General features: G+C 70.0%; 18 protein-coding genes and 1 pseudogene. 8 read left to right on the top strand and 11 right to left on the bottom strand.

All coding sequences use genetic code 11. The annotated features are described in order from the left end of the window. Positions 1 to 89 precede the first annotated feature (89 nt). The 4 genes from ABH940_RS31805 to ABH940_RS31790 form a co-directional block, all read right to left on the bottom strand. Complete coding sequence (locus tag ABH940_RS31805) at positions 90 to 710, bottom strand: nucleoside triphosphate pyrophosphatase (protein WP_370106860.1); 621 nt, start codon at positions 708 to 710, stop codon at positions 90 to 92. Positions 711 to 747: 37 nt separating this feature from the next. After that, entirely contained in the window at positions 748 to 873 is a 126-nt protein-coding gene (gene mmpB, locus ABH940_RS31800) for a morphogenic membrane protein MmpB (RefSeq protein ID WP_370070889.1), read from the bottom strand. Between the two features lie 117 nt (positions 874 to 990). Then, complete coding sequence (locus ABH940_RS31795; RefSeq protein ID WP_370106858.1) at positions 991 to 1194, bottom strand: acyl-CoA carboxylase subunit epsilon; 204 nt, start codon at positions 1192 to 1194, stop codon at positions 991 to 993. A 46-nt stretch (positions 1195 to 1240) separates the two neighbouring features. Further along, complete coding sequence (locus tag ABH940_RS31790; protein WP_370106857.1) at positions 1241 to 2836, bottom strand: acyl-CoA carboxylase subunit beta; 1596 nt, start codon at positions 2834 to 2836, stop codon at positions 1241 to 1243. A 148-nt stretch (positions 2837 to 2984) separates the two neighbouring features. On the opposite strand from ABH940_RS31790, the gene ABH940_RS31785 reads away from it, so the two are divergent. Together ABH940_RS31785 and ABH940_RS31780 are read left to right on the top strand one after the other, a co-directional pair. Continuing rightward, on the top strand, positions 2985 to 3845 hold the full coding sequence (locus tag ABH940_RS31785) for a biotin--[acetyl-CoA-carboxylase] ligase (RefSeq protein ID WP_370070883.1): 861 nt from the start codon (positions 2985 to 2987) through the stop codon (positions 3843 to 3845). A 204-nt stretch (positions 3846 to 4049) separates the two neighbouring features. Beyond that, on the top strand, positions 4050 to 5177 hold the full coding sequence (locus ABH940_RS31780) for an adenylate/guanylate cyclase domain-containing protein (RefSeq protein WP_370070881.1): 1128 nt from the start codon (positions 4050 to 4052) through the stop codon (positions 5175 to 5177). A 12-nt stretch (positions 5178 to 5189) separates the two neighbouring features. On the opposite strand, the gene ABH940_RS31775 is transcribed toward ABH940_RS31780, so the two are convergent. The 4 genes from ABH940_RS31775 to ABH940_RS31760 all read right to left on the bottom strand — a co-directional run bounded on the left by ABH940_RS31775 (position 5190) and on the right by ABH940_RS31760 (position 11004). Further along, the gene (locus tag ABH940_RS31775; protein WP_370106856.1) at positions 5190 to 5798 is read right to left on the bottom strand and encodes a DUF4291 domain-containing protein; all 609 of its coding nucleotides are present in this window, start codon (positions 5796 to 5798) and stop codon (positions 5190 to 5192) included. Positions 5799 to 6060: 262 nt separating this feature from the next. Further along, positions 6061 to 6363: a hypothetical protein gene (locus ABH940_RS31770; protein ID WP_370106855.1), complete on the bottom strand. Its 303-nt coding sequence runs from the start codon at positions 6361 to 6363 to the stop codon at positions 6061 to 6063. 53 nt (positions 6364 to 6416) lie between these two features. Further along, entirely contained in the window at positions 6417 to 10193 is a 3777-nt protein-coding gene (locus ABH940_RS31765; RefSeq protein ID WP_370106854.1) for an RHS repeat-associated core domain-containing protein, read from the bottom strand. Positions 10194 to 10281: 88 nt separating this feature from the next. Beyond that, positions 10282 to 11004 (bottom strand): hypothetical protein, encoded by a 723-nt coding sequence (locus ABH940_RS31760; RefSeq protein ID WP_370070873.1) that lies wholly within the window; start codon positions 11002 to 11004, stop codon positions 10282 to 10284. A gap of 239 nt (positions 11005 to 11243) precedes the next feature. Between ABH940_RS31760 and ABH940_RS31755 the strand changes: the two genes are divergently transcribed. After that, positions 11244 to 12974 carry a diguanylate cyclase domain-containing protein gene (locus ABH940_RS31755; RefSeq protein ID WP_370106852.1) on the top strand — a complete coding sequence of 577 codons (1731 nt, stop codon included), beginning with the start codon at positions 11244 to 11246 and terminating at the stop codon, positions 12972 to 12974. Positions 12975 to 13186: 212 nt separating this feature from the next. On the opposite strand, the gene fdhD is transcribed toward ABH940_RS31755, so the two are convergent. Further along, a complete protein-coding gene (gene fdhD, locus ABH940_RS31750) occupies positions 13187 to 14005 on the bottom strand; it encodes a formate dehydrogenase accessory sulfurtransferase FdhD (RefSeq protein WP_370106851.1) in 819 nt (272 codons plus the stop codon). A 143-nt stretch (positions 14006 to 14148) separates the two neighbouring features. Between fdhD and hutH the strand changes: the two genes are divergently transcribed. The 4 genes from hutH (at position 14149) to ABH940_RS31730 (ending at position 18635) form a co-directional block, all read left to right on the top strand. Next, positions 14149 to 15729, top strand: a complete 1581-nt coding sequence (hutH, locus tag ABH940_RS31745; protein WP_370106880.1) for a histidine ammonia-lyase — start codon at positions 14149 to 14151, stop codon at positions 15727 to 15729. Positions 15730 to 15891: 162 nt separating this feature from the next. Continuing rightward, entirely contained in the window at positions 15892 to 16917 is a 1026-nt protein-coding gene (locus ABH940_RS31740; protein ID WP_370070867.1) for a MurR/RpiR family transcriptional regulator, read from the top strand. Between the two features lie 90 nt (positions 16918 to 17007). Beyond that, positions 17008 to 17559, top strand: a complete 552-nt coding sequence (locus ABH940_RS31735) for a hypothetical protein (protein WP_370070865.1) — start codon at positions 17008 to 17010, stop codon at positions 17557 to 17559. A gap of 116 nt (positions 17560 to 17675) precedes the next feature. Beyond that, positions 17676 to 18635, top strand: coding sequence for a hypothetical protein (locus ABH940_RS31730; RefSeq protein ID WP_370070863.1), 960 nt, complete (start codon positions 17676 to 17678; stop codon positions 18633 to 18635). On the opposite strand, the gene ABH940_RS31725 is transcribed toward ABH940_RS31730, so the two are convergent. Both ABH940_RS31725 and ABH940_RS31720 read right to left on the bottom strand, forming a co-directional pair. Then, a complete protein-coding gene (locus tag ABH940_RS31725; protein WP_370070861.1) occupies positions 18628 to 18891 on the bottom strand; it encodes an SHOCT domain-containing protein in 264 nt (87 codons plus the stop codon). The two genes, ABH940_RS31730 and ABH940_RS31725, sit on opposite strands and share 8 nt — an antisense overlap. A gap of 5 nt (positions 18892 to 18896) precedes the next feature. Beyond that, on the bottom strand, positions 18897 to 19322 hold the full coding sequence (locus ABH940_RS31720) for a DUF6325 family protein (protein WP_370070859.1): 426 nt from the start codon (positions 19320 to 19322) through the stop codon (positions 18897 to 18899). A gap of 175 nt (positions 19323 to 19497) precedes the next feature. Between ABH940_RS31720 and ABH940_RS31715 the strand changes: the two are divergent. After that, positions 19498 to 20186 (top strand): annotated as a pseudogene (locus ABH940_RS31715) (urocanate hydratase); the annotation flags it as partial.

Here is a 20186-nt window from a genome sequence, read left to right as displayed (position 1 = left end):
CGGGCCCCCGACGTCGAAGTGAGATCTCGTCAGAGAGCATGCCCGACGCGGGCGCTCAGCTCCACAGGTCGGTCAGCTCCACAGGTCGGTCAGCTCCACAGATCGGTGATGCGGACGTCCACCTCGGCGAGGAGCCTGCGCAGCAGGGGGAGGGAGAGGCCGATCACGTTGCCGTGGTCGCCCTCGATCCCGTCGACGAACGGCGCGGACCGCCCGTCCAGCGTGAACGCGCCTGCGACGTGCAGCGGTTCGCCGGTCGCCAGGTAGGCCTCGACCTCCTCGTCGTCCGGCGTCCCGAAGCGGACCGTGGTCGACGCGGTGGCGGAGGCGCGCTTGCCGGTCCGGGTGTCGATCACGCAGTGCCCCGTCTGCAGGACGCCGGACCGCCCGCGCATGGAGTGCCAGCGGGCGCGTGCGTCGTCGACGTCCTCGGGCTTGCCGAGGGCCTGGCCGTCCAGCTCGAGGACGGAGTCGCAGCCGATCACCACCTCCCCGTCGTGCAACTGCGGGGCGACGGCGTCCGCCTTGGCCTCCGCGAGCACGAGCGCGAGCGCGCCGGGCGTGGGCGCGGTCAGCGCGTCCTCGTCCACACCGCTCACCACGACGCGCGGATCCATCCCGGCCTGCCGCAGCAGCCCCAGCCGGGCGGGAGAGGCGGAGGCCAGCACGAGGGCACGGCGGGGGCGGTTGCCGGTGATGGTGTCGGTCATGGGGCCCACAGTACGGGGGTGCCTGAACAGGAACGGTTCAGACCATCACCACGATGAGCGCCAACGAGGCGCAGACGGCGATCAGAATCCCGACCCGCCGCAGCAACGCGCGGACGAGAAGCGTCTCCGACCGCGAGTCGTCGGGAGGGTCTGACCAGAGCACACCTCCACTGTGTGGAACGGCCTGGAGCGGCGCATGAGTATCCCTACTCAATTGCCTGAGCGCCTTGTACCAGTGGGTAACAGAAGGCTCTGCAGCGTCCCCGGTACGAGAGCTGAACTACCGCGCCCAGGCGGAGGTGCGCCAGGTGCTCGGGCCCGGCTTCGGCGGAGCCTGCAAGCGCCGCGCCTTGTCGCGCCACGCGGTGGTCTCCTCGGGTGGGGCGGCGGCAGGCGTCTGCGCCGCCCGGGCGGAGACCACCGCCAGGACGGCGGCGATCTCCTCGGGGTTGGGCTGCCCGTGCAGCACGCGGATGGGGGCCATCAGGCCTGTTCCTTCCTGGTCGAACCTGACCGAAGCCGACGGGCGCTTACAGCGGGATGTTGCCGTGCTTCTTCGGCGGGAGGACCTCCCGCTTGTTGCGCAGCGCGCGCAGGCCCTTGACCACGTGCTGGCGGGTCTCGGACGGCAGCACGACCGCGTCGATGTAGCCGCGCTCGGCCGCGACGTACGGGTTGAGCAGGGTGTCCTCGTACTCCTGCATCAACCGCGCGCGGGTCGCGTCCGCGTCGTCCGCCGCGGCGATCGTGCCGCGGTGCAGGATGTTGACCGCGCCCTGCGCGCCCATGACCGCGATCTGCGCCGTCGGCCAGGCCAGGTTGAGGTCGGCGCCCAGGTGCTTGGAGCCCATGACGTCGTACGCGCCGCCGAAGGCCTTCCGCGTGATCACGGTGATCAGCGGGACGGTCGCCTCCGCGTAGGCGTAGATCAGCTTGGCGCCGCGGCGGATGATGCCGTCCCACTCCTGGCCGGTGCCGGGCAGGAAGCCGGGGACGTCGACGAAGGTCAGCACCGGGATGTTGAACGCGTCGCAGGTCCGCACGAAGCGCGCGGCCTTCTCGGACGCGTCGATGTCCAGGCAGCCGGCGAACTGCATCGGCTGGTTGGCGACGACTCCGACCGCGTGGCCCTCGACCCGGCCGAAGCCGGTCAGCATGTTCGGGGCGAAGAGCGACTGCGTCTCCAGGAACTCACCGTCGTCGACGATGTGCTCGATCACCTTGTGCATGTCGTACGGCTGGTTGGCCGAGTCCGGGATGATCGAGTCCAGCTCCTCGTCCTCCGCGGTGGTGGCCAGGTCGGCCTCCTCCGGGAAGGACGGCGGCTCCTCCAGGTTGTTGGAGGGCAGGTAGGACAGGAGCGCCTTGACGTACTCGACGGCCTCCTTCTCGTCCGAGGCCATGTGGTGCGCCACGCCCGACTTGGAGTTGTGGGCGCGCGCGCCGCCCAGCTCCTCCATGCCGACGTCCTCGCCGGTGACGGTCTTGATCACGTCGGGCCCGGTGATGAACATGTGCGAGGTCTGGTCGGCCATCACGATGAAGTCGGTGATGGCGGGGGAGTAGACCGCGCCGCCCGCGCACGGGCCCATGATCAGCGAGATCTGCGGGATCACGCCGGAGGCCAGCACGTTGCGGCGGAAGATCTCGCCGTACAGGCCGAGCGAGGCCACGCCCTCCTGGATGCGCGCGCCACCGGAGTCGTTGATGCCGATCATCGGGCAGCCGGTCTTCAGCGCGAAGTCCATGACCTTGACGATCTTCTCGCCGAAGACCTCGCCCAGCGAGCCGCCGAAGACGGTGAAGTCCTGTGCGAAGACCGCGACCTGACGGCCGTCCACGGTGCCGTAGCCGGTCACCACGCCGTCGCCGTAGGGGCGGTTCTTCTCCTGGCCGAAGTTGGTCGAGCGGTGCCGCGCGAACTCGTCGAACTCGACGAAGGAGCCCTCGTCCAGCAGCTGCCGTACCCGCTCACGGGCCGTCAGTTTGCCCTTGGCGTGCTGCTTCTCCACAGCACGCGCCGAGCCGGAGTGGACCGCCTCGTCGATACGGCGACGCAGGTCGGCGACCTTGCCCGCGGTGGTGTGGATGTCCACGTCGGCGTTCGCCTGGTCGGCGGAGGACATAGGGGCGCGGCTCCCGTCAGGAGGGGTAGTACCGGGGCCTGGCCGAGGAGGCCGGCGCGCAGTACCAACGGGTGGGTTTCCGATCAGTAGGTTAGCCACGACGGCTTGCCTCGGATATGGCGAGTGACAGGGGTCATACGCTGGAGCCGTGACCGAATCCCCGTGGAACGATCTTGAGCGCCCGCCGCTGCGCGCCACCCAGCTGAACCGTGATCCGGGACGGCTCGGCGCGCTCTGGAACAGCCTGGTGGTGGTGAACGAGACGGGCTCCACCAACACCGACCTGGCCGAGCTCGCCGCGCGCGGCACGCCGGAGGGCGCGGTGCTGGTGGCCGAGCAGCAGACGCACGGCAAGGGCCGGCTCGACCGGCGCTGGTCGGCCCCGGCCCGGTCCGGGATCTTCCTGTCGATGCTGCTCCGTCCGGGTGACGCGGGCGTGCCGCGCGACAACTGGAGCTGGCTGCCGCTGCTGGTGGGCGTCTCCGCGTCGACCGCGCTGAGCCGCGCGGCGGAGTGCGAGGTGCGTCTCAAGTGGCCCAACGACCTGCTGGTCCCGATCGGCCCGCAGGGCCATCGCGAGGAGCGGAAGACGGGCGGCATCCTGGTCGAACTGGCCGACGAGGGCCGCGCGGTGATCGTCGGTATCGGCGTCAACGTCACCCTGCGGGAGGCGGAGCTGCCGGTCCCGACCGCTGCCTCGCTGGCGCTGGCCGGAGCGAAGGTGACGGACCGGGAGATCCTGCTGCGCGAGGTGCTGCGCACCTTCTCCGAGCTGTACGAGGAGTGGTGCGCGGACGGCGGCGACCCGTCGGCGACGCGGTTGCGCGAGGCCTACCTGAGCCAGTGCGCCACTATCGGCAAGCATGTGCGGGTGCTGCTGCCGGGCGACAAGCAGATCGTGGGCGAGGCGGTCGACGTGGACGACCTGGGCCGGTTGGTGCTGCGCGAGCCGAGCGGCGCGGAGCACGCCGTCAGCGCGGGCGACGTGATCCACGTGCGCGGGGCCTGAGCGCGGGGCCTGAGCACGGGGCGTACGGCGGGTCGACATGTGGCCGGCGGGCCCGCCGTGCACGGCGTCCACCGGGGCGGATGCCCCGGAATGACGGATTCCGTGCGAGTATCACTGGGCGAGGTGTGAGCAAGGACACGCCTGTCGCACGTCGGCTGTGGTAGGTCGGCACGGGCGGGTGGCGAGGACGGACGGGACGGACAGGTGGACGACCGGGAGCGGGAGGATCACGGCGAGCAGCAGCACCGTGATTCGGTGGCGCTGCAGTTGGAGCAGCTGATCCTGGACTCCGAGCGGCAGTACACCCCGTACCAGGCCGCTCGGGCGGCCGGCGTCTCGATGGAGCTGGCCTCGCGGTTCTGGCGGGCGATGGGCTTCGCCGACATCGGCCAGTCCCGGGCGCTGACCGAGTCCGACGTGATCGCGCTGCGGCGGCTCGCCGGTCTGGTCGAGGCCGGGCTGCTGAGCGAGCAGATGGCGATCCAGGTCGCCCGCTCCACGGGCCAGACCACGGCGCGCCTCGCCGAGTGGCAGATCGACACCTTCCTGGAGCACCTGACCACGGCGTCCGAGCCGGGCCTGACGCGCGCGGAGATCGCCTACCCGCTGGTCGAGCTGCTGCTGCCGGAGCTGGAGCAGTTCCTGATCTACGTGTGGCGGCGTCAGCTGGCCGCGGTGACCGGGCGGGTGGTCCAGGCGGAGAACGACGAGGAGATGCAGAGCGGCCGCCTCGCGGTCGGCTTCGCGGACCTGGTCGGCTTCACCCGGCTGTCGCGGCGGCTGGAGGACGAGGAGCTCGGCGAGCTCGTCGAGAACTTCGAGTCGACCTGCGCCGACCTGGTCGCGGGCCGGGGCGGGCGTCTGGTGAAGACCCTCGGCGACGAGATCCTCTTCGTCGCCGACGAGGCCGCGACGGCGGCGGACATCGCCCTGGCGCTGGTGGAGATGCTCGGCAAGGACGACTCCATGCCGGCGCTGCGGGTCGGCATGGCCTTCGGCGCGGTCACCACCCGCATGGGCGACGTCTTCGGCACCACGGTCAACCTGGCGTCCCGGCTCACTTCCATCGCACCCAAGGACGCCGTCCTGTGCGACGAGGAACTGGCCCGGGCCCTTCAGCGCGAGGGCGCGGTCGCGCAGGCGGAGCCGTCCGGCACGGACGCGCTCCAGGAGATCTCCTCGGTCGGCGTCTCCCCGCTCCCGGAGCCGGTGCAGCCGCCGCTGCCGGACGCGGAGTACCGCTTCGCGCTCCAGCCGATGTGGCGCAGGCCGGTCCGTGGTCTCGGTCTGGTCGAGCCCTGGCTGCTCACCCGGCGCGCGTCGGGGGCGTGAGGTTTCCGCAGTTCAGCTCTTGTCGGCGCCGATGCGGGCGCGGAGCAGTTCGGAGAGCGGGTACGGGGGCTCGGCGGGGATGGGGGCGTTCGCCTTTGTCGTCTCGCCCGCGCGGACCAGGGCGTGGGTCTCGTGGGCCAGGTCGGTGACGTCCGTGATGCCGATGATCCACTCGTCGACGTAGCGGTGGACCGCCTCGCCGGTCAGGCCCATCTGGATCGCGCGGTGGGGGAGTTCCTGCTGGTTCGTCGAGCGATCGGGGTCCCACTGGATCCGTACCGGGCTGGCGCGGAGCTGCTCCTTCCACGCATCGGCGGAGCTGTGCAGGTCGCGGTCGTAGTGGCTCAGGCACGCGTGCGCCAGCGCCCACGCGAACCCGTCCCGGCAGATGCGGACCGCCAACACCCGCTCCTGGTCCGGCTTCGTGCCCCAGCCGGAGCGGTACATCATCCAGCGGAAGGACGGTTTGATCCACGTCATCCGCTCCCGCTTGAACGGAGCGACGAACGTCCCGGCGTCGAGCGCGGCGTCGGCGATGGCGGGCGGATAGGCCTGATAGACCGTCAGGGTGTCGTCGTCATGGGCGGTTCGGATCTGTCGTTGGGGTCGTACGGGTTCCATGACGAGAAGCGAAGCATTCCGGCTGCGCCCGTGTCGAAGCGTTATGGGAAATCGAGCTCCACGTGCTGCTCGCCAGGCAGTGGCGTGGCCGGTGACCGCCACCGACCGTGCCCTTCGCCCCGCGCACAGGAGAAGGTCACCCGAGTCCGACGCCCGTCTTCCTCGCCCGCCTCGGTGATTCGGATCCTCACCGATCAACTGCCCTTTGACGGCTTGCAGCTGAGCAGCACGAACACGGAGAGGCGCGCTTGCTCCCGACTTCTCAGCAAGGGCCGGAGAGGTCGAAGACAGGCAGCCCCTGAGGGTCACCGGGCGCTGTGATCGAGAAGATCCACTCCCCGTAGGGGAAGTCGCTCACGGCGGTGAGCGAACGGCTGTCGTCGAAGGTCAGGCGCAGGTCCCGGTACTCTCCATGCGTCTCCAGGGCGAGATCAGTCACTCGGCGGCCGATGAGGGACGCCAGCTCCTGGATTCCTGAACTTTGGCCGCCAATATGCCATTCGGTGTTGATGCGGTAGTGCCAGTTGCTCCCGCCCACCAGCACGCCGTCCTGATCGGGTGCCACCGTGGTGACTGTGAGAGGCAGAAGCGCTGACGCGTCGTCGAGGATGGGGTCCACTACGGTTCCAGTTCTACGTGGGTCCGGGATCGAACATACTGCTTCGACGACGTGTTTGGTGGGAGCTGCTTCGGCGGTTGGACCGCTTTGCCGGTGAAGGGGCTGATGGGTGCATCGCTCCCATTGGTGAAAGACGCGCGGAGGCCGGCGCCGTTGGCCTGTGGTTGCATGATGCGAACCCGAGAACCGTCAGGGAGTTCGTAGCCGGTACCCGCCGACTTCGTGGCGAACGTGCCGAATCCTGGCTCGCCGGAATTGACGGCTTCCTGAAGACCCTGCTCGAACTCTGCTGCGCTTGTCGGGACCACGACTCCGTCTGCAGACGCTACGAAAGCAGGCTTTGACGGGTGCGGCGAGAGGCCGAGCGGGTCAAGCCAGATGTGGGGATTGGGTACGTACGCGTAGGGATCGGGGCCCGGTCGAAGGCCCAGCGGGTCCAGCGAGAGATACCTTCCGGCCTCGGGGTCGTAGTAGCGGTGGTAGTTGTAGTGGAGGCGGGATTCGGGGTCGAAGTACTGGCCGGGAAAGCGGAGCGGGGTGTATGTGCTGGCGTTGGTGGGCCACGTCGTGCGTCCCCACAGGAACGACGACGACCGCCAGGCAATCATTCCATTGACGACGTCGAAGAGTTCTGTCGGTGTGCCGACGAGGTCGGTCATCACAGCGAAGAAGCGCTTCTCCGTGTTGCCATTGACCGAGATGTCCTCGGTTTGCGTCAGCGGGTGATGTCCGAGGTGGTCCCAGGTCAGGGTGTACGGTCCTGGTAGATGCGCTGCCCTTGTGATCTGTTCGACGAGGGTCGACGAGTCCCAGGTGAACTCGGTGACCTCAACGGGACCCACGCCGCCCGACGCGATGCGTTCCTTGCTCAGCCGACGCCCGAAAGCGTCGTAGCGGTAGTGCCAACGGCTCCCGTCCGGAGTCTCGACGTCCGTCAGTTGGTCGGCCTCGTTCCAGGTGTAGCCCCAGACATCGGCCGTGCGGTTGTCAGGCGTCGCGATCTCACGGCGTACAACACGACCGCACGAGTCGTACTGATAGCCGACCTGCTCGGCCAGAAGAGTGCCGTTGGCGTCGTAGCTGCAGTTCTCGGTGCGCTGGTCGGAATGTGAGGCGGTGACCCGTCCGCCTCGGTCCAGTTCGAACGACTGCTCTCCGAAGAGAAGATCCGATATGGCGACGAGTCCACCATCGGCGCGATAGCGGAAGCGGCGCGCTTGGAGGACGGACGGCTCGCCCTGGCCGTGCCAGGCGGTCGCGGTCTGTTCAGTGAGCCGCCCTGATTCGTCGCAGGAACTGGCCAGGCTCAACTGGCCATTGATCACGCGGAGCACTTCCGACCCTCGAGGATCGAAGGAGAAGTCGAGTTGGCCGTTCGGCGTCGCGAGACTTGAGGGGAGTCCCGTCGCTCCGTACGTCCAGGTGCTGGTGTGACCTCCCGGCGTCCTACGTGTGAGCCGTCGGCCCAGCGAGTCCCTTGAGCTGCTGAGCGTGCGGCCGTTCACTGTTTCGCTCAGCACGTTGCCCAGCGCGTCGACAGTCCTGTGGATGTCCGCCTCGGGGTTTGTCGCTCGTACGACGTTTCCAGCTCGGTCGTAGGCGAAGTCGGTGCGCCCTCCGCCGTGTACCTTGCTGGTCAGGCGACCGAGTTGGTCGTACGAGAACTCCGTTCGTCGGCCCATCGGATCTGTGCGAACGCTGATCTGTCCGGCTGCGTCGAGAAGGTACCGCGTCTCACGTTCCTCGTAGTCCCGCTCCGCGATCAGTCGACCAGCGGTGTCGTACGTGTAGCTCCACGTTCGTCCGAGTGCGTCGGTGAGCGAGACGAGCTGCATGTGGGCGTCGTGCTGGAAACTGATGCGGCCGCCGTCGGCGTCGACCCGGGCAGCCAGGGTCTCGAAGTGCGTGTACTCGGATCGGGTAGTGGCGCCGGACTCGTCGGTGTTGCTCAGGCAGTTGCCCTCTGCGTCATAGGTCCAGAGCTGAGTGGTGCCGTCCTGCGCGGTACGCCGCGTCAGATTGCCCTCGACTGTCCACTCCTGCCGAGTGGTGTTGCCCCTGCTGTCAGTGATCAGGCATACGCGGCCGAAGGCATCGCGTGTGTAGTGAGTCGTTTCACCGGTGTGAGTAGTCACCTCGACGGGGAGCCCGGCCCTGTCGCTGCGAATACGGCTGGATGCCCCGGTCGGGTGGCTGATGCCGGACAGATGCCCGCGCTCGTCGTACGTGTAGGCGGTGACCGCGCCGAGCGGATCTGTCACTGAGGTGCGGCAGCCGGCTGCGTCAAAGGTTTGCAGCCACACTGACCCGCCCGGCTCGACAGTCCGGGTCGGCAGGCTGATCTCGCCGTCATATTCGGCGCTGGTGCGCTCGCCGTCCGGGCGGATGACCGCGACGAGGTCCCCCGCACCGTCGTACGTGTAGCGGGTGGTGCGGTCGAGGGGGTCGGTCTCGCTGAGCAGGCGGTTGAACTGGTCGCGCTCGTAGTGGGTGGTGTTGCCCAACGGGTCGACGATCGCGACGACTTGGTGGCGGTCGTTGATGTGGTGGTGCGTCGTGTGGCCCAGGGCGTTGGTCTCGCTGTGGATGCGGAGGCCTGTTGCCTCGTCCCGGTCTCCGTAGCGGAAGGTGAAGCGGAGCGAACCGTCCTCGCCCCTTTCGTCGACGACGCGTCCCCGGTTGTCGTAGACGTACCGGTACCGGCTGTTGTTGCGGTCGGTCCAGGAGGTGACGCGGTCCCAGGCGTCATAGGTGAAGCGCATCGGCAGGCCGGAGGAGTTGTACACCTCCGTCAGGTTGCCGTCCTCGCCGTAGGCGTAGCGCAGCAGCTCCTGGTCGCCGCCGTCCGGGGCAGCTCCGGCCAGCAGCAGGGAGGTGATCCGGCCGGACTCTGTGGTGACCAACAGCCGGTAGCCGCCGGAGTGCTGGATGGCCAACGGGGTGCCGACTCCGTCGTACTCCAGGTCGTAGTGGCGGCCGGAGCGGTCGTGGACTCGGGTCAACAGGGCGGTCACGCCGTCGGGTTGGACGGTGAACTCGCGGACCAGGCCTGTGCTCGGTTCGGTGACGGTGTAGGCGCGGCCCCGGGCGTCGACGCCCAGCAGGTGGCGGTCGCCGGCGGAGGCGAAGACCGGGTCGCCAGGCTCGGGGTGCGGGTAGGCCTGGGTGACGCGGTCGGCGCGGATGTGGACGACGCCCTCGGCGTCGATCTCCAGGCGCTCGTCGAAGGTGCAGACCCAGCGGCGGCCCATCCAGCGCCCGGCCCGGTAGCCGGACTCGAAATTGCGGGTGAAGAGCAGCGGCAGCGATCCGGGCAGGGAGGCATCGACCTGGTCGATGAACATCCGACCCGTGGCAATGTCGACGGGCTCACCGGCACCGCAGACGGCGTCGTCACCGCGTCCGGCTTCCTCGGGGTCCTGGACCTGCTCGCGGCCGGGGCTTCCCGGAGCGCCACCCTCGTCCGACGGCGCGCCCTCGTTGCCGGGGCTGCCGCCTTCGTCGGGGTGCGTGCCGGCGCCACCGGTTCCGGAGCCGTCTCCGCCGCCCGCGCCCGTGTGCGGGTCCGGCGGGGCAGCGGCGCCGGGCTTCTCGCCTGACTTGGCGATGTCCTCGGCGGTGTTCTTCTCGTCCTGGGCAGCGCCCTCAGCGATCTGCTTGGACTTCTTCTCGGTGTCCTTGAGGATGTTCTGGTAGGCCTCGCTGAAGTCCTTGGAGAGCGCCTCCCCGGCCTTCTCCGCGGTCTTGCCGACCTCGTCGGCGATCTGGTTGCCCATTCCCCCGTGCCCTTGTCCGGTGCTTCCGTTCGGCCTACGTGAACTGCTCGGCCTACGTGAACTGCTCGACTTACGTGAACTGCTCGGACTACTCGAAGCTCATGCCCTGGAGCTTCCCCGAGAGGTTCTGGGCGTGGGTCTGGACCGCGTCGGCGTGGACGGCGAACATCTGGGCGTGGGAGCTGAGGTTCTCCGGGTGGATCATGAAGCCGTCGCCCGCGCCGGAGCCGGAGACGCCGAGCATGTCCTCCAGGGCGGAGTAGGTCATGCCCGCGACGGCCTTCTCGATCACACCGAGCAGCGGCGTCAGCGCGGCCTGGACGATCTCGCCGATGATGTACTGGACCAGCTGCTGCTCCAGGTAGTCGACGGCCTGCTCCGCCGCCTCGACGATCAGCCCCTCCGCCGCCTCGGCGAGGCCGAGGGTGGCCACGGCGGCGGCCTGGTCGGCGACGAAGCTCGCGGCGAGCCCGATCAGTTCGCCGATGCAGTCCATCTTCATGCCGACGATGTAGTCCGCGCCCGCGTCCAGCGCGGTGGCCAGGACGTTGCAGGCGTCGAGCAGGTCGGACATGTGACTCTGGGACAGGTGGGCCCACTTGGAGACCAGGAGCTCGTACGAATTCGCCTGGTAGTGCTGGCCCATGGACTTGATCGTGGACGTGGCCTGCTGGTGCGTGTCGTCGATGTTCTGCGCGAACTCGCGGACGTGGGACGCGAATTCGCGAACTTTGTCCTCGTTGACCTGCGGCCAGTTCACCCCGATGAACTGGAGGAAGGAGACGACCTCCCCGGGCAGTTCGATGGCCATGCGGTTCCCCCCTGATCGTCGGGTCCCCCATGACCCGGCCGGAGCAGCGTCGGCTTTTCGCCACGGTAGCAGCCGGGTCTGTCAGCCGGGGCGGGGAGAATTCGACAGCCGGATGACTCTGCGCTGCCTGTGGTGCTTGCATGGGATATGTCAGTTTTATCCGTACGCTGTATGCGAGGTGATCAGCGTCGGCCGGCCGAGCAGACCGTGTCCGCGAGTGACCGCGAGGAGCAAGCACCGTGCAGGCCAGTGAAGAAGCCCCCGCGTCGCCCCTGGCCGATCTGCGCCTGCGTGCGGTGGTCGGGCTGGCGCAGGCCATGGCCGGAGCGCCGGACGCGCGGCACGCCGCGCAGCTCGGGGCGGGCCGGGCCCGGGCGGCGATCGACGCGGACTTCGCCGCGATCTCGGTCTGGGAGCGGGAGCGCGGCGAGCTGCGGGTGCTGGTCAACGACGGTCTGCTCGCGCCCGGCGAGGAGCAGTTGCCAGAGAACGAGTCCTACCCGCTCGGCGAGTACCCCGAGATCGCCCGCAACCTCGCCGAGCGCGGGCTCGGCGAGGACTTCGCCCCCGACGGCCTGCCGCGCGCGTGGGTGCAGAGCGCCGACGGCGGCGTCGCCAACGGCCCCGACTGCCGCGCCAGGGCCGCGTCCCTGCGCCGCCGGGGCCGCGCCTGCTGCCTGGTCGCGCCGATCGTCCTGGGTGGCCGGGCCTGGGGTGAGCTCTACCTCGCCCGGATCGAGGGCAAGCCGGTCTTCGACGCCGACGAGGCCGCCTACGGCACCGTGCTGGCCGCGCAGATCTCCGCCGGGCTGGCGCAGAGCGAGCGGTTGGAGGAGGTCCGCCGCCTCGCCTTCACCGACCCGCTGACCGGCCTGGCCAACCGCCGCGCGGTCGACACGCGTCTGGACGAGGCGCTGGAGGAGCACCGCGCCGACGGCACCGTCGTCTCCCTGGTCGTCTGCGACGTCAACGGTCTCAAGCGGGTCAACGACGACAAGGGGCACGAGTTCGGCGACCGCCTGCTGGAACGGTTCGCCAACCAGCTGTCGCTGTGCGGGGCGATGCTGCCGGGCTCGGTCGCCGGACGGCTCGGTGGCGACGAGTTCTGCCTGGTCGCCGCCGGTCCCACCGCGGACGAGGTGGTCCGCGTCGCCGAGGAGCTGTGCGCGCAGGCGCTGACGCTCGATCAGGGCGAGGGCGTGGCCTGCGGAGTGGCCTCGACCGGCGACCCGATCGGCCCGGTCACCACCGCCGACCGCCTCTTCCGGCTGGCCGACGCCGCGCAGTACCGGGCCAAGTCGGGCCCGGCGGCGCAGCCCGTCGTCGCCGGACGCGGCAGCCTTCCCGACCCGACGATGAGCCTCGCCGACAGCGGTGCCCGCCCCAGCGGCAACCGCCGCACCGAGCGCCGCCGCTTCCGCGGTGCGCGGCACACCGCGGACCCGGGCCAACTCCTTTCCGCGGCGCTCGCGGTGCTGGACGAGCACCCCCATCCCGCCGACACGGTCACCCGACTGGAGGCCGTCGCGGAGACGGCTGCGCAACTGCTGGACGCGGTCGCCTGGTGGGTCTCCTACGTGCCACCCGGCGCGACGCAGATGCACACGGTCCGCTACGGCATCCGCAGGATGACCCGCGGCCCCGGCAGTACGCGCGCCCAGGTGCAGCGCGCGATGAACGAGGCGCCGGACGCGGTCTTCGACCTCGGCGCGTATCCGCTCACCGCCCAGGCGATCCGGGGCGGCAGCTTCGGCATGCGCACGGGCGTCCCCGGCAACGACCCGGCGGAGGAGGCGGTCCTGGTCGTCGGCGGCTACCGCGCGATGGCCGCGGCGGGTGGGACCAACCCTGCGGGCGGCTGGATGCTCGAACTCTTCGCGGACGAGACGACGTTGTCTCTGACGGGCGTCGGCCCGACGCTGCGGGCGTTGGTTGCTGTGGCGATCTCCGGGCCGGTCAGCGCACCGTGAAGTCGCACTGTGTGAGGATCAGCTTGGGCAAGCGAGGTAGTTGCAGCACCCAGGGGCGCGGGGAACTGCGCGACCAGCCTCCAGGGAGCTGGCAGGCCGAGCGCACCGGGCCGTCCGCACAGGGTGGTGTCTCGCGCAGTTCCCCGCGCCCCTGGGTGCATGGCTCATCGCCTGCAGAATCCCCGCGCCCCCGGGGTGAGTGCAACGACCCGTCAGGCGATCCGGTCCGCGCCCGCGTAGATGTTCGCGCTGCGGTCGCGGAGGAAGCCGACGAGGGTCATGCCCGTCTCCGTCGCGAGGTCGACGGCCAGCGCGCTGGGCGCGGACACCGCGGCGAGCAGGGGGATGCCCGCCATCGCCGCCTTCTGGACCAGTTCGAAGGACGCGCGTCCGCTGACCATCAACGCGTGCCGGTGCAGCGGCAGCAGGCCTTCCCGCAGGGCCCAGCCGATGACCTTGTCGACCGCGTTGTGGCGGCCCACGTCCTCGCGGACGCACAGCAGGCGGCCCTCAGCCGTGAACAGCCCGGCGGCGTGGACGCCGCCCGTCGTGGCGAATGCGCGCTGGCCGGTGCGGAGCGCGTCCGGGAAGGAGTAGAGCAGGTCGGAGGTGAGCTTCAGGTCGTCCGTCGCCAGGTCGTACCGCAGGCGCTTCTGGACCGCGTCGACCGTCTCCGCGCCGCAGAGGCCGCACGCGCTGGTCGTGAGCAACTGCCGGTACGCGGAGACGGGGACGGCCGCCGGGTCCGCGACGCGCGCGTCGACGACGTTGTAGGTGTTCTCACCCTCCGCGTTGGTGCCCGCGCAGTAGCGCAGCGTCGGCAGGTCCTCGCCGGAGGCGACCACGCCCTCGGCGACGAGGTAGCCGGCGACCAGGTCGAAGTCGTCGCCCGGGGTGCGCATGGTGATCGCCAGCGAGCGACCGCCCACGCGGATCTCCAGCGGCTCCTCCGCGGCCAACGCGTCGGGGCGCGCGTCACGGCGTCCGTCGCGCAGACGGACCACGCGGCGGCGTTCGGTCACCCGGCCCATTGCGGACCCTCCGGTCGCTCGATCGGCACTGTCGGCTCCACCGTACCCGGCTGCTGTGAGGGCCTGATCGAGGTCGTTGCCGCACCGTCTTCCGGGCCCGGTTGTCATGGCGTCATTCACATGGTGTGATTTCGCATATGGATATGCAGAACGTCGACAGTGCCGGCAACGTGGTCGTCATCGGCAAGGCCAACGTCGGCCCGGACGACGTGATCGCCGTCGCCCGCGGCAACGCCCGCATCGAGCTCTCCGCCGACGCGGTGGCCGAGATGGCCGCCTCGCGGGCCCGGATCGACGCGCTGGCCGCCGAGCCGCGCCCGGTCTACGGGGTCTCCACCGGTTTCGGCGCCCTCGCCGTCCGGCACATCAGCCCCGAGCTGCGCGCCCAGCTGCAGCGCTCGCTGGTCCGCTCGCACGCGGCGGGCATGGGCCCGCAGGTCGAGCGCGAGGTCACCCGCGCGCTGATGCTGCTGCGCCTGAAGACGCTGGCCTCCGGCCGCACCGGCGTCCGTCCGGTCGTCGCCGAGACGATGGCCGCCCTGCTCAACGCCCAGATCACACCCGTGGTCCACGAGTTCGGCTCGCTCGGCTGCTCCGGCGACCTGGCCCCGCTCTCGCACTGCGCGCTGACGCTGATGGGCGAGGGCCTCGCCTACGGCCCCGACGGTGCGGTCCGCGACGCGGGCGAGCTGCTGGCCGAGGCCGGCATCACGCCGATCGAGCTGGCCGAGAAGGAGGGCCTGGCCCTCATCAACGGCACCGACGGCATGCTCGGCATGCTGGTGATGGCGATCGCCGACCTCGGCCGTCTCTTCACCGTCGCCGACATCACCGCCGCCATGTCCCTGGAGGCGCTGCTGGGCACCGACAAGGTGCTCCAGCCGGAGCTGCACGCCATCCGCCCGCACCCGGGCCAGGCCGCCTCCGCCGCCAACATGGCCAAGGTGCTGCGGGGCTCCCGCCTGACCGGCCACCACCAGGACGATGCGCCGCGCGTCCAGGACGCGTACTCGATCCGCTGCGCGCCGCAGGTCGCGGGCGCGGGCCGGGACACGCTCACCCACGCCCAGCTGGTCGCCGACCGCGAGCTGGCCGCCGCCGTCGACAACCCGGTGGTGCTGCCCGACGGCCGCGTCGAGTCCAACGGCAACTTCCACGGGGCGCCTGTCGCCTACGTGTTGGACTTCCTGGCCGTCGCCGCGGCCGACCTCGGCTCGATCGCCGAGCGCCGCACCGACCGGCTGCTCGACAAGAACCGCTCGCACGGTCTGCCGCCGTTCCTGGCCGACGACCCGGGCGTCGACTCCGGCCTGATGATCGCCCAGTACACCCAGGCCGCCCTGGTCAGCGAGAACAAGCGGCTGGCCGTCCCGGCCTCGGTGGACTCCATCCCGTCCTCGGCGATGCAGGAGGACCACGTCTCCATGGGCTGGTCCGCCGCGCGCAAGCTCCGCCAGTCCGTGGACAACCTGGCCCGCGTGCTCGCCGTCGAGCTGGTCGCCTCGGCCCGTGCCCTGGAGATCCGCACCTACAGCCACACCGGTGAGGGCGAGAGCCCGCTGGCGCCGGCCTCGGCCGCTGCGATCGCGGCGGCGCGCGAGGCGGGCGTCGGCGGTCCGGGCTCGGACCGGTTCCTGGCTCCCGACCTGGAGGCGGCGTACCAGTTCGTCCGTAGCGGCGGGTTGGTCGCGGCTGTCGAGCAGGTCACCGGCCCGCTGGCCTGACCGCTCGCGGTCGATGTTGATCAACACCGACTGCTTTCGATCGGACCTGTTCGCACCCCTTGGTACCCCTCGCTCACCAGGCGAGAAGGTACTTGCCGACTCTGCATGCGTTCATGCAGAGTCGGCACCTACTGAATCCCGGTCGGTTGCTGGAGGCCCCATATGAGCGTGACACCGTCTCAGGCGGCCGAGACCCTGCCGGGCCGCGGACCGGACGCGAATCCGGACGCGGATCCGGATGAGAAGCCCGACGAGAAGCCGGACGAGAAGCTCGACGAGGCACCCGAGGAGGCGACGGGTGTGGCGGGCGTCCAGTCGGGTGGTCCGTCCAGCCGGTTGCTCAGGCTGTTCGAGGGCTACCGGCTGACCCCGACCCAGCGCCGGATCGCCCACTGCCTGGTCAGGAACGCCGCCGAGGCGCCGTTCCTCTCCAGCGTGGAGGTGGCCGAGCTGGCCGGTGTCAGCCAGCCCTCGGTCACCCGCTTCGCCGTCGCGCTCGGTTTCGACGGTTACCCGGCACTCCGCCGCCAACTGCGTGAGCTCGGCCTGACCGAGCCCGGCGAGAAGCCCGGTGCGACGGGCGGCGGCGCCCGCGAGACGCAGGGCGAGGTCGTCCGCAACGAGCAGCAGCAGGCGGTGCTCACCGAGATCGCCAACCTGCAGCACCTCGCCTCGGTGCTGGCCGACCCCGAGCCGGTGCTGGAGGCGGCCAGGATCCTGGCCGCCTCCCGGCCGCTGGTCGTCCTCGGCCTGCGTGCGGCTTCCGCGCAGGCGAACGGCTTCGCGTACTTCGCCGCCAAGGTCCACCCGGACGTCCGGCTGCTCGACGAGGGCGGCAGCATGCTGCTCGACCGCATCGAACAGGCCCGCGTCGCCGGAGCCACGGCACTGATCTGCTTCGCGCTCCCGCGCCACCCGCGTGAGCTGATGGAGGCACTGACCACGGCCAAGGCCGCGGGCCTGACCGTCGTCACGGTCGCGGACAGCGCGTTCGCGCCGGTCGCCTCCCTCTCCGACCTGCTGCTGCCCGCGGCGGTCGGGTCGAGCCTGGTCTTCGACACCGCCTGCGCGCCGATGATGCTGGGCCGGGTCCTCCTCCAGGCCATGTGCGACGAACTGCCCGACTCGGTGCAGCGCCTGGAGCTCTTCGAGCAACAGGCCGCCGGCCGCGGCCTCTTCCTCGGCTGAGGCGGTCACTTGACCTGAGGTCGCGGGTGCTGTGAGGCTGCGGCCTGCCAGGTGCAGTCCGACCTGGGCAGATATACAGGAGGGGACCTGATGAGGAAGATCCAAGCCGGCCTCGGCGGCGCGCTCGCGGCTGCCCTGACGGTGGTTGCCATCCCGGCAGCGCACGCTGCGACCCCGGCGTACGTCGGCACGGTGAACACCTATGTCAACGGGATGCCCGCGACCGTCGAGCGCGGTACGACGGTGGATCTGACGATCTGGTACCGCGAGAGCTCCGCGTACAACGTGATCCCGTTCGGGTCCGCCCTGTCCCTTGCCGCTGATGATCTCCGGCAACCTGGTTACCGTGGCGTCACCGTGAGCGTCCAGGATCCGGTGACCGGGAAGTGGAATGTGGTGCGCAGCGCAGCGGGATCGAACGACGGCTACTACTTCTCCGGGTACTCCCAGCCGAAGGTGCTGCACCCGGCGTACTTCGCGCACCTCAACATTCGGATCTCGTTCAGTAAGGCTGCGTACGCGGGCCGTTGGGAGGCGTCCATGGATGCGACCACCGCGTACGGGGTGTTCAACGCTCGCGGTCAGGCGGTCAGCGGGTACATGCGACTCGAGAACCGGGCGGTTGACTTCACCGTCAAGTAGCCCCGGGAAGAGCGGCTGCTGAGGGCGCGTACCGACGACGGCCGGTCGTCGGTGGTCTGCACTAGAGTCCCTGAGTTGGACGCCCGGGCCGCCGGGCGCGGGGAACGGGGGACACTGTGGCGAAGGACCGTGACATCGACCCGGAGGCGGACGCGCGTGCCTGGCGCGAGGCCGATCTGCCGGAGCTGACGCCGGAGCGCGAGCAGGAGCTGAAGCACGCCGGCTTTGCGGTGAAGAAGCTGCGGCATCTGGCGGCTGGGGGCCGCTACGGGCGCTCCCTCGCTGTCAGTGTGCTGATCTGCTTCACCGACGCCTACCCGCAGGCCGCGTCCGTGCAGGACATCGCCCGCGCCGGTGAGGCGGGCCGGATGATCACTTCGCGCAGCGCCGACCAGCTCGAGGCGGCGCTCCAGCTGCGCGGGCTGCACAGCAGGAGCGGCGCGTCGGGCGGCGCGGCCGTGCAGAAGGCGAAGGCCCTCATGACCGCCACGCCGGCCACGGGCGTGCGCTGGTGGCTCGGCTGGGTCCTCGTCGCGCTCCTCGCAATCGTGCTCACCAGCGGCATAGCCGCGCTGGACGTCGGCATCGGCGTTGTGTTCGGTGTGATCTGGTTGATCATGGGATGGTTCCTGGTGGTCCGCCGGCTGGTCTATCGGCGCGCGCCGGTCGGCAAGGAGATCGGACGGCTCTACCTGATCGCTGCGATCTGCTTCGTGGTGGCCGGCGTGGGCGCATCCAACGCGGGGCTGCTCGTCCTGGGGCAGCAGGGCGTCGGCAGCGTCGACTCGCAGTCGACTGAGACCGGCAGCCACGGCACGCAGTACCTGCAGTGCACCGTGCTTCAGCCGGACGGTTCCTACGACGACATACGCTCCACCGGCGCCTGCCCCGGGCCGGTCGGCTCGTCGGTGACCATGGTCTACCTGCCGGGGGGTGAGGACCAACCCTTCCGCCCGGCGGTCGGCACCCGGGGCTCGCTCGCGCCGCTGGCCGTGCTCTGGGGGCTCGGCACCCTGGCCGGCTGTGGCCTGCTGGCGGGGGCAGGGTGGAGAGGGCGGCGTCCCCGTGCTAGCTGAGAATCTTCGCTTTCGCTGCCGCGAACTCCGTCGGGGTCAGTAGTCCCTGCTGGATCATCTCGCCCAGCCTGGCGAGTTTTGACGCCACGTCATCCGTTCCCGCGACCTGGTCCCGGGCCGCCTGGTCGGCCTGCGTGCGGGCGCGGGATTTACCCGCCGCGTAGGCCGCACCACCGACGAGTGTGCCGCGCAGCAGCGGGGCTCCCACCGGGCGGAGCACCGTCGGTCGGACCGGCCGCGTCGGTCGCATGAACATCCTGCTCACCCCTGTGCTTTCACGAGTGCCTGCCGCGCCTCGGCGACATGCTCGGGCGGGATCCTGACCGAGGCCGCCACACGGCCGTTCGCGGCGCGGAAGGCGTCGGCCGCCTCCGCAGCCCAGACGTGTTCGACGAGGAGCAGCAGCGCGCAGGAGCCTGGTTCCAGCAGCTCCGCCGCCTCTGCGGCGTCCTCCTCGCCCATCAGGTGGACCAGGTCGGCGCCGCCCGACTTCGGTAGCGCCGCGCGCAGGTGCTCGTGGTCGATCAGCTCGGACACGCTGATCGTGCCGTCCGCGGCCTTGGTGACCACGAGCGAGTCGATCAGCCGGACCCCGCCCGCGCGCCGCAGTGCGCCGAGTGGGGCGATGACGTCCGGGCCGATCTGCTCGCCGGGGAAGGCGAGGACCAGGAATTCCACGGGGCCCACGTCGGACTCCTCTCGGTTGGTCCGTGTCAGCATAGGTGCCAAAGCTTGACAAGCCGGTCATACCGGACACTCGCCCTCTGGTGGTGGGGTGAATGAACGGCTATCTTCATCCTCAAGAAATCTGAATGGATCCATCCAGGACTTCAGGATCACGACCTCCAGGGAGGACGAACCCATGGCGCAGCAGCAGAGCGGCCCTCGTACGGTCCGTGCCGCACGTGGTACGGGGCTCAGCACTTTGGGTTGGCAGCAGGAGGCCGCCCTGCGGATGTTGAACAACAATCTGGATCCGGAGGTTGCGGAGCATCCGGAGAAGTTGGTTGTTTACGGGGGGACGGGTAAGGCGGCGCGTGACTGGCGTTCGTATGACGCGATGGTGCGGACGCTGCAGACGCTCAAGGGTGACGAGACCATGTTGGTCCAGTCGGGGCGTCCGGTCGGTGTGATGCAGACGCATGAGTGGGCGCCGCGGGTTTTGATCGCGAACTCGAACCTGGTGGGTGACTGGGCGAACTGGGAGGAGTTCCGGCGTCTGGAGTCGCTGGGGCTGACGATGTACGGGCAGATGACGGCCGGTTCGTGGATCTACATCGGCACGCAGGGCATCCTGCAGGGCACGTATGAGACGTTCGCGGCGGTTGCGGCGAAGCGGTTCAACGGGACGTTGGCGGGGACGATCACGCTGACGGCGGGTCTGGGCGGCATGGGCGGCGCCCAGCCGCTGGCGGTGACGATGAACGACGGCGTGGCGATCTGTATCGACTGCGACCCGTCCCGGATCGCGCGTCGTATCGAGCACCGGTATCTGGATGTGGAGGCGAAGGACCTCAAGCACGCGCTGGAACTGGCGGTGGAGGCGCGGGA

Source organism: Streptacidiphilus sp. BW17, assembly GCF_041262485.1.
GTDB lineage: Bacteria > Actinomycetota > Actinomycetes > Streptomycetales > Streptomycetaceae > Streptacidiphilus.
The sequence above is the reverse complement of the archived record's forward strand: the minus strand, read 5'-3'. Positions and strand labels throughout refer to the sequence as shown.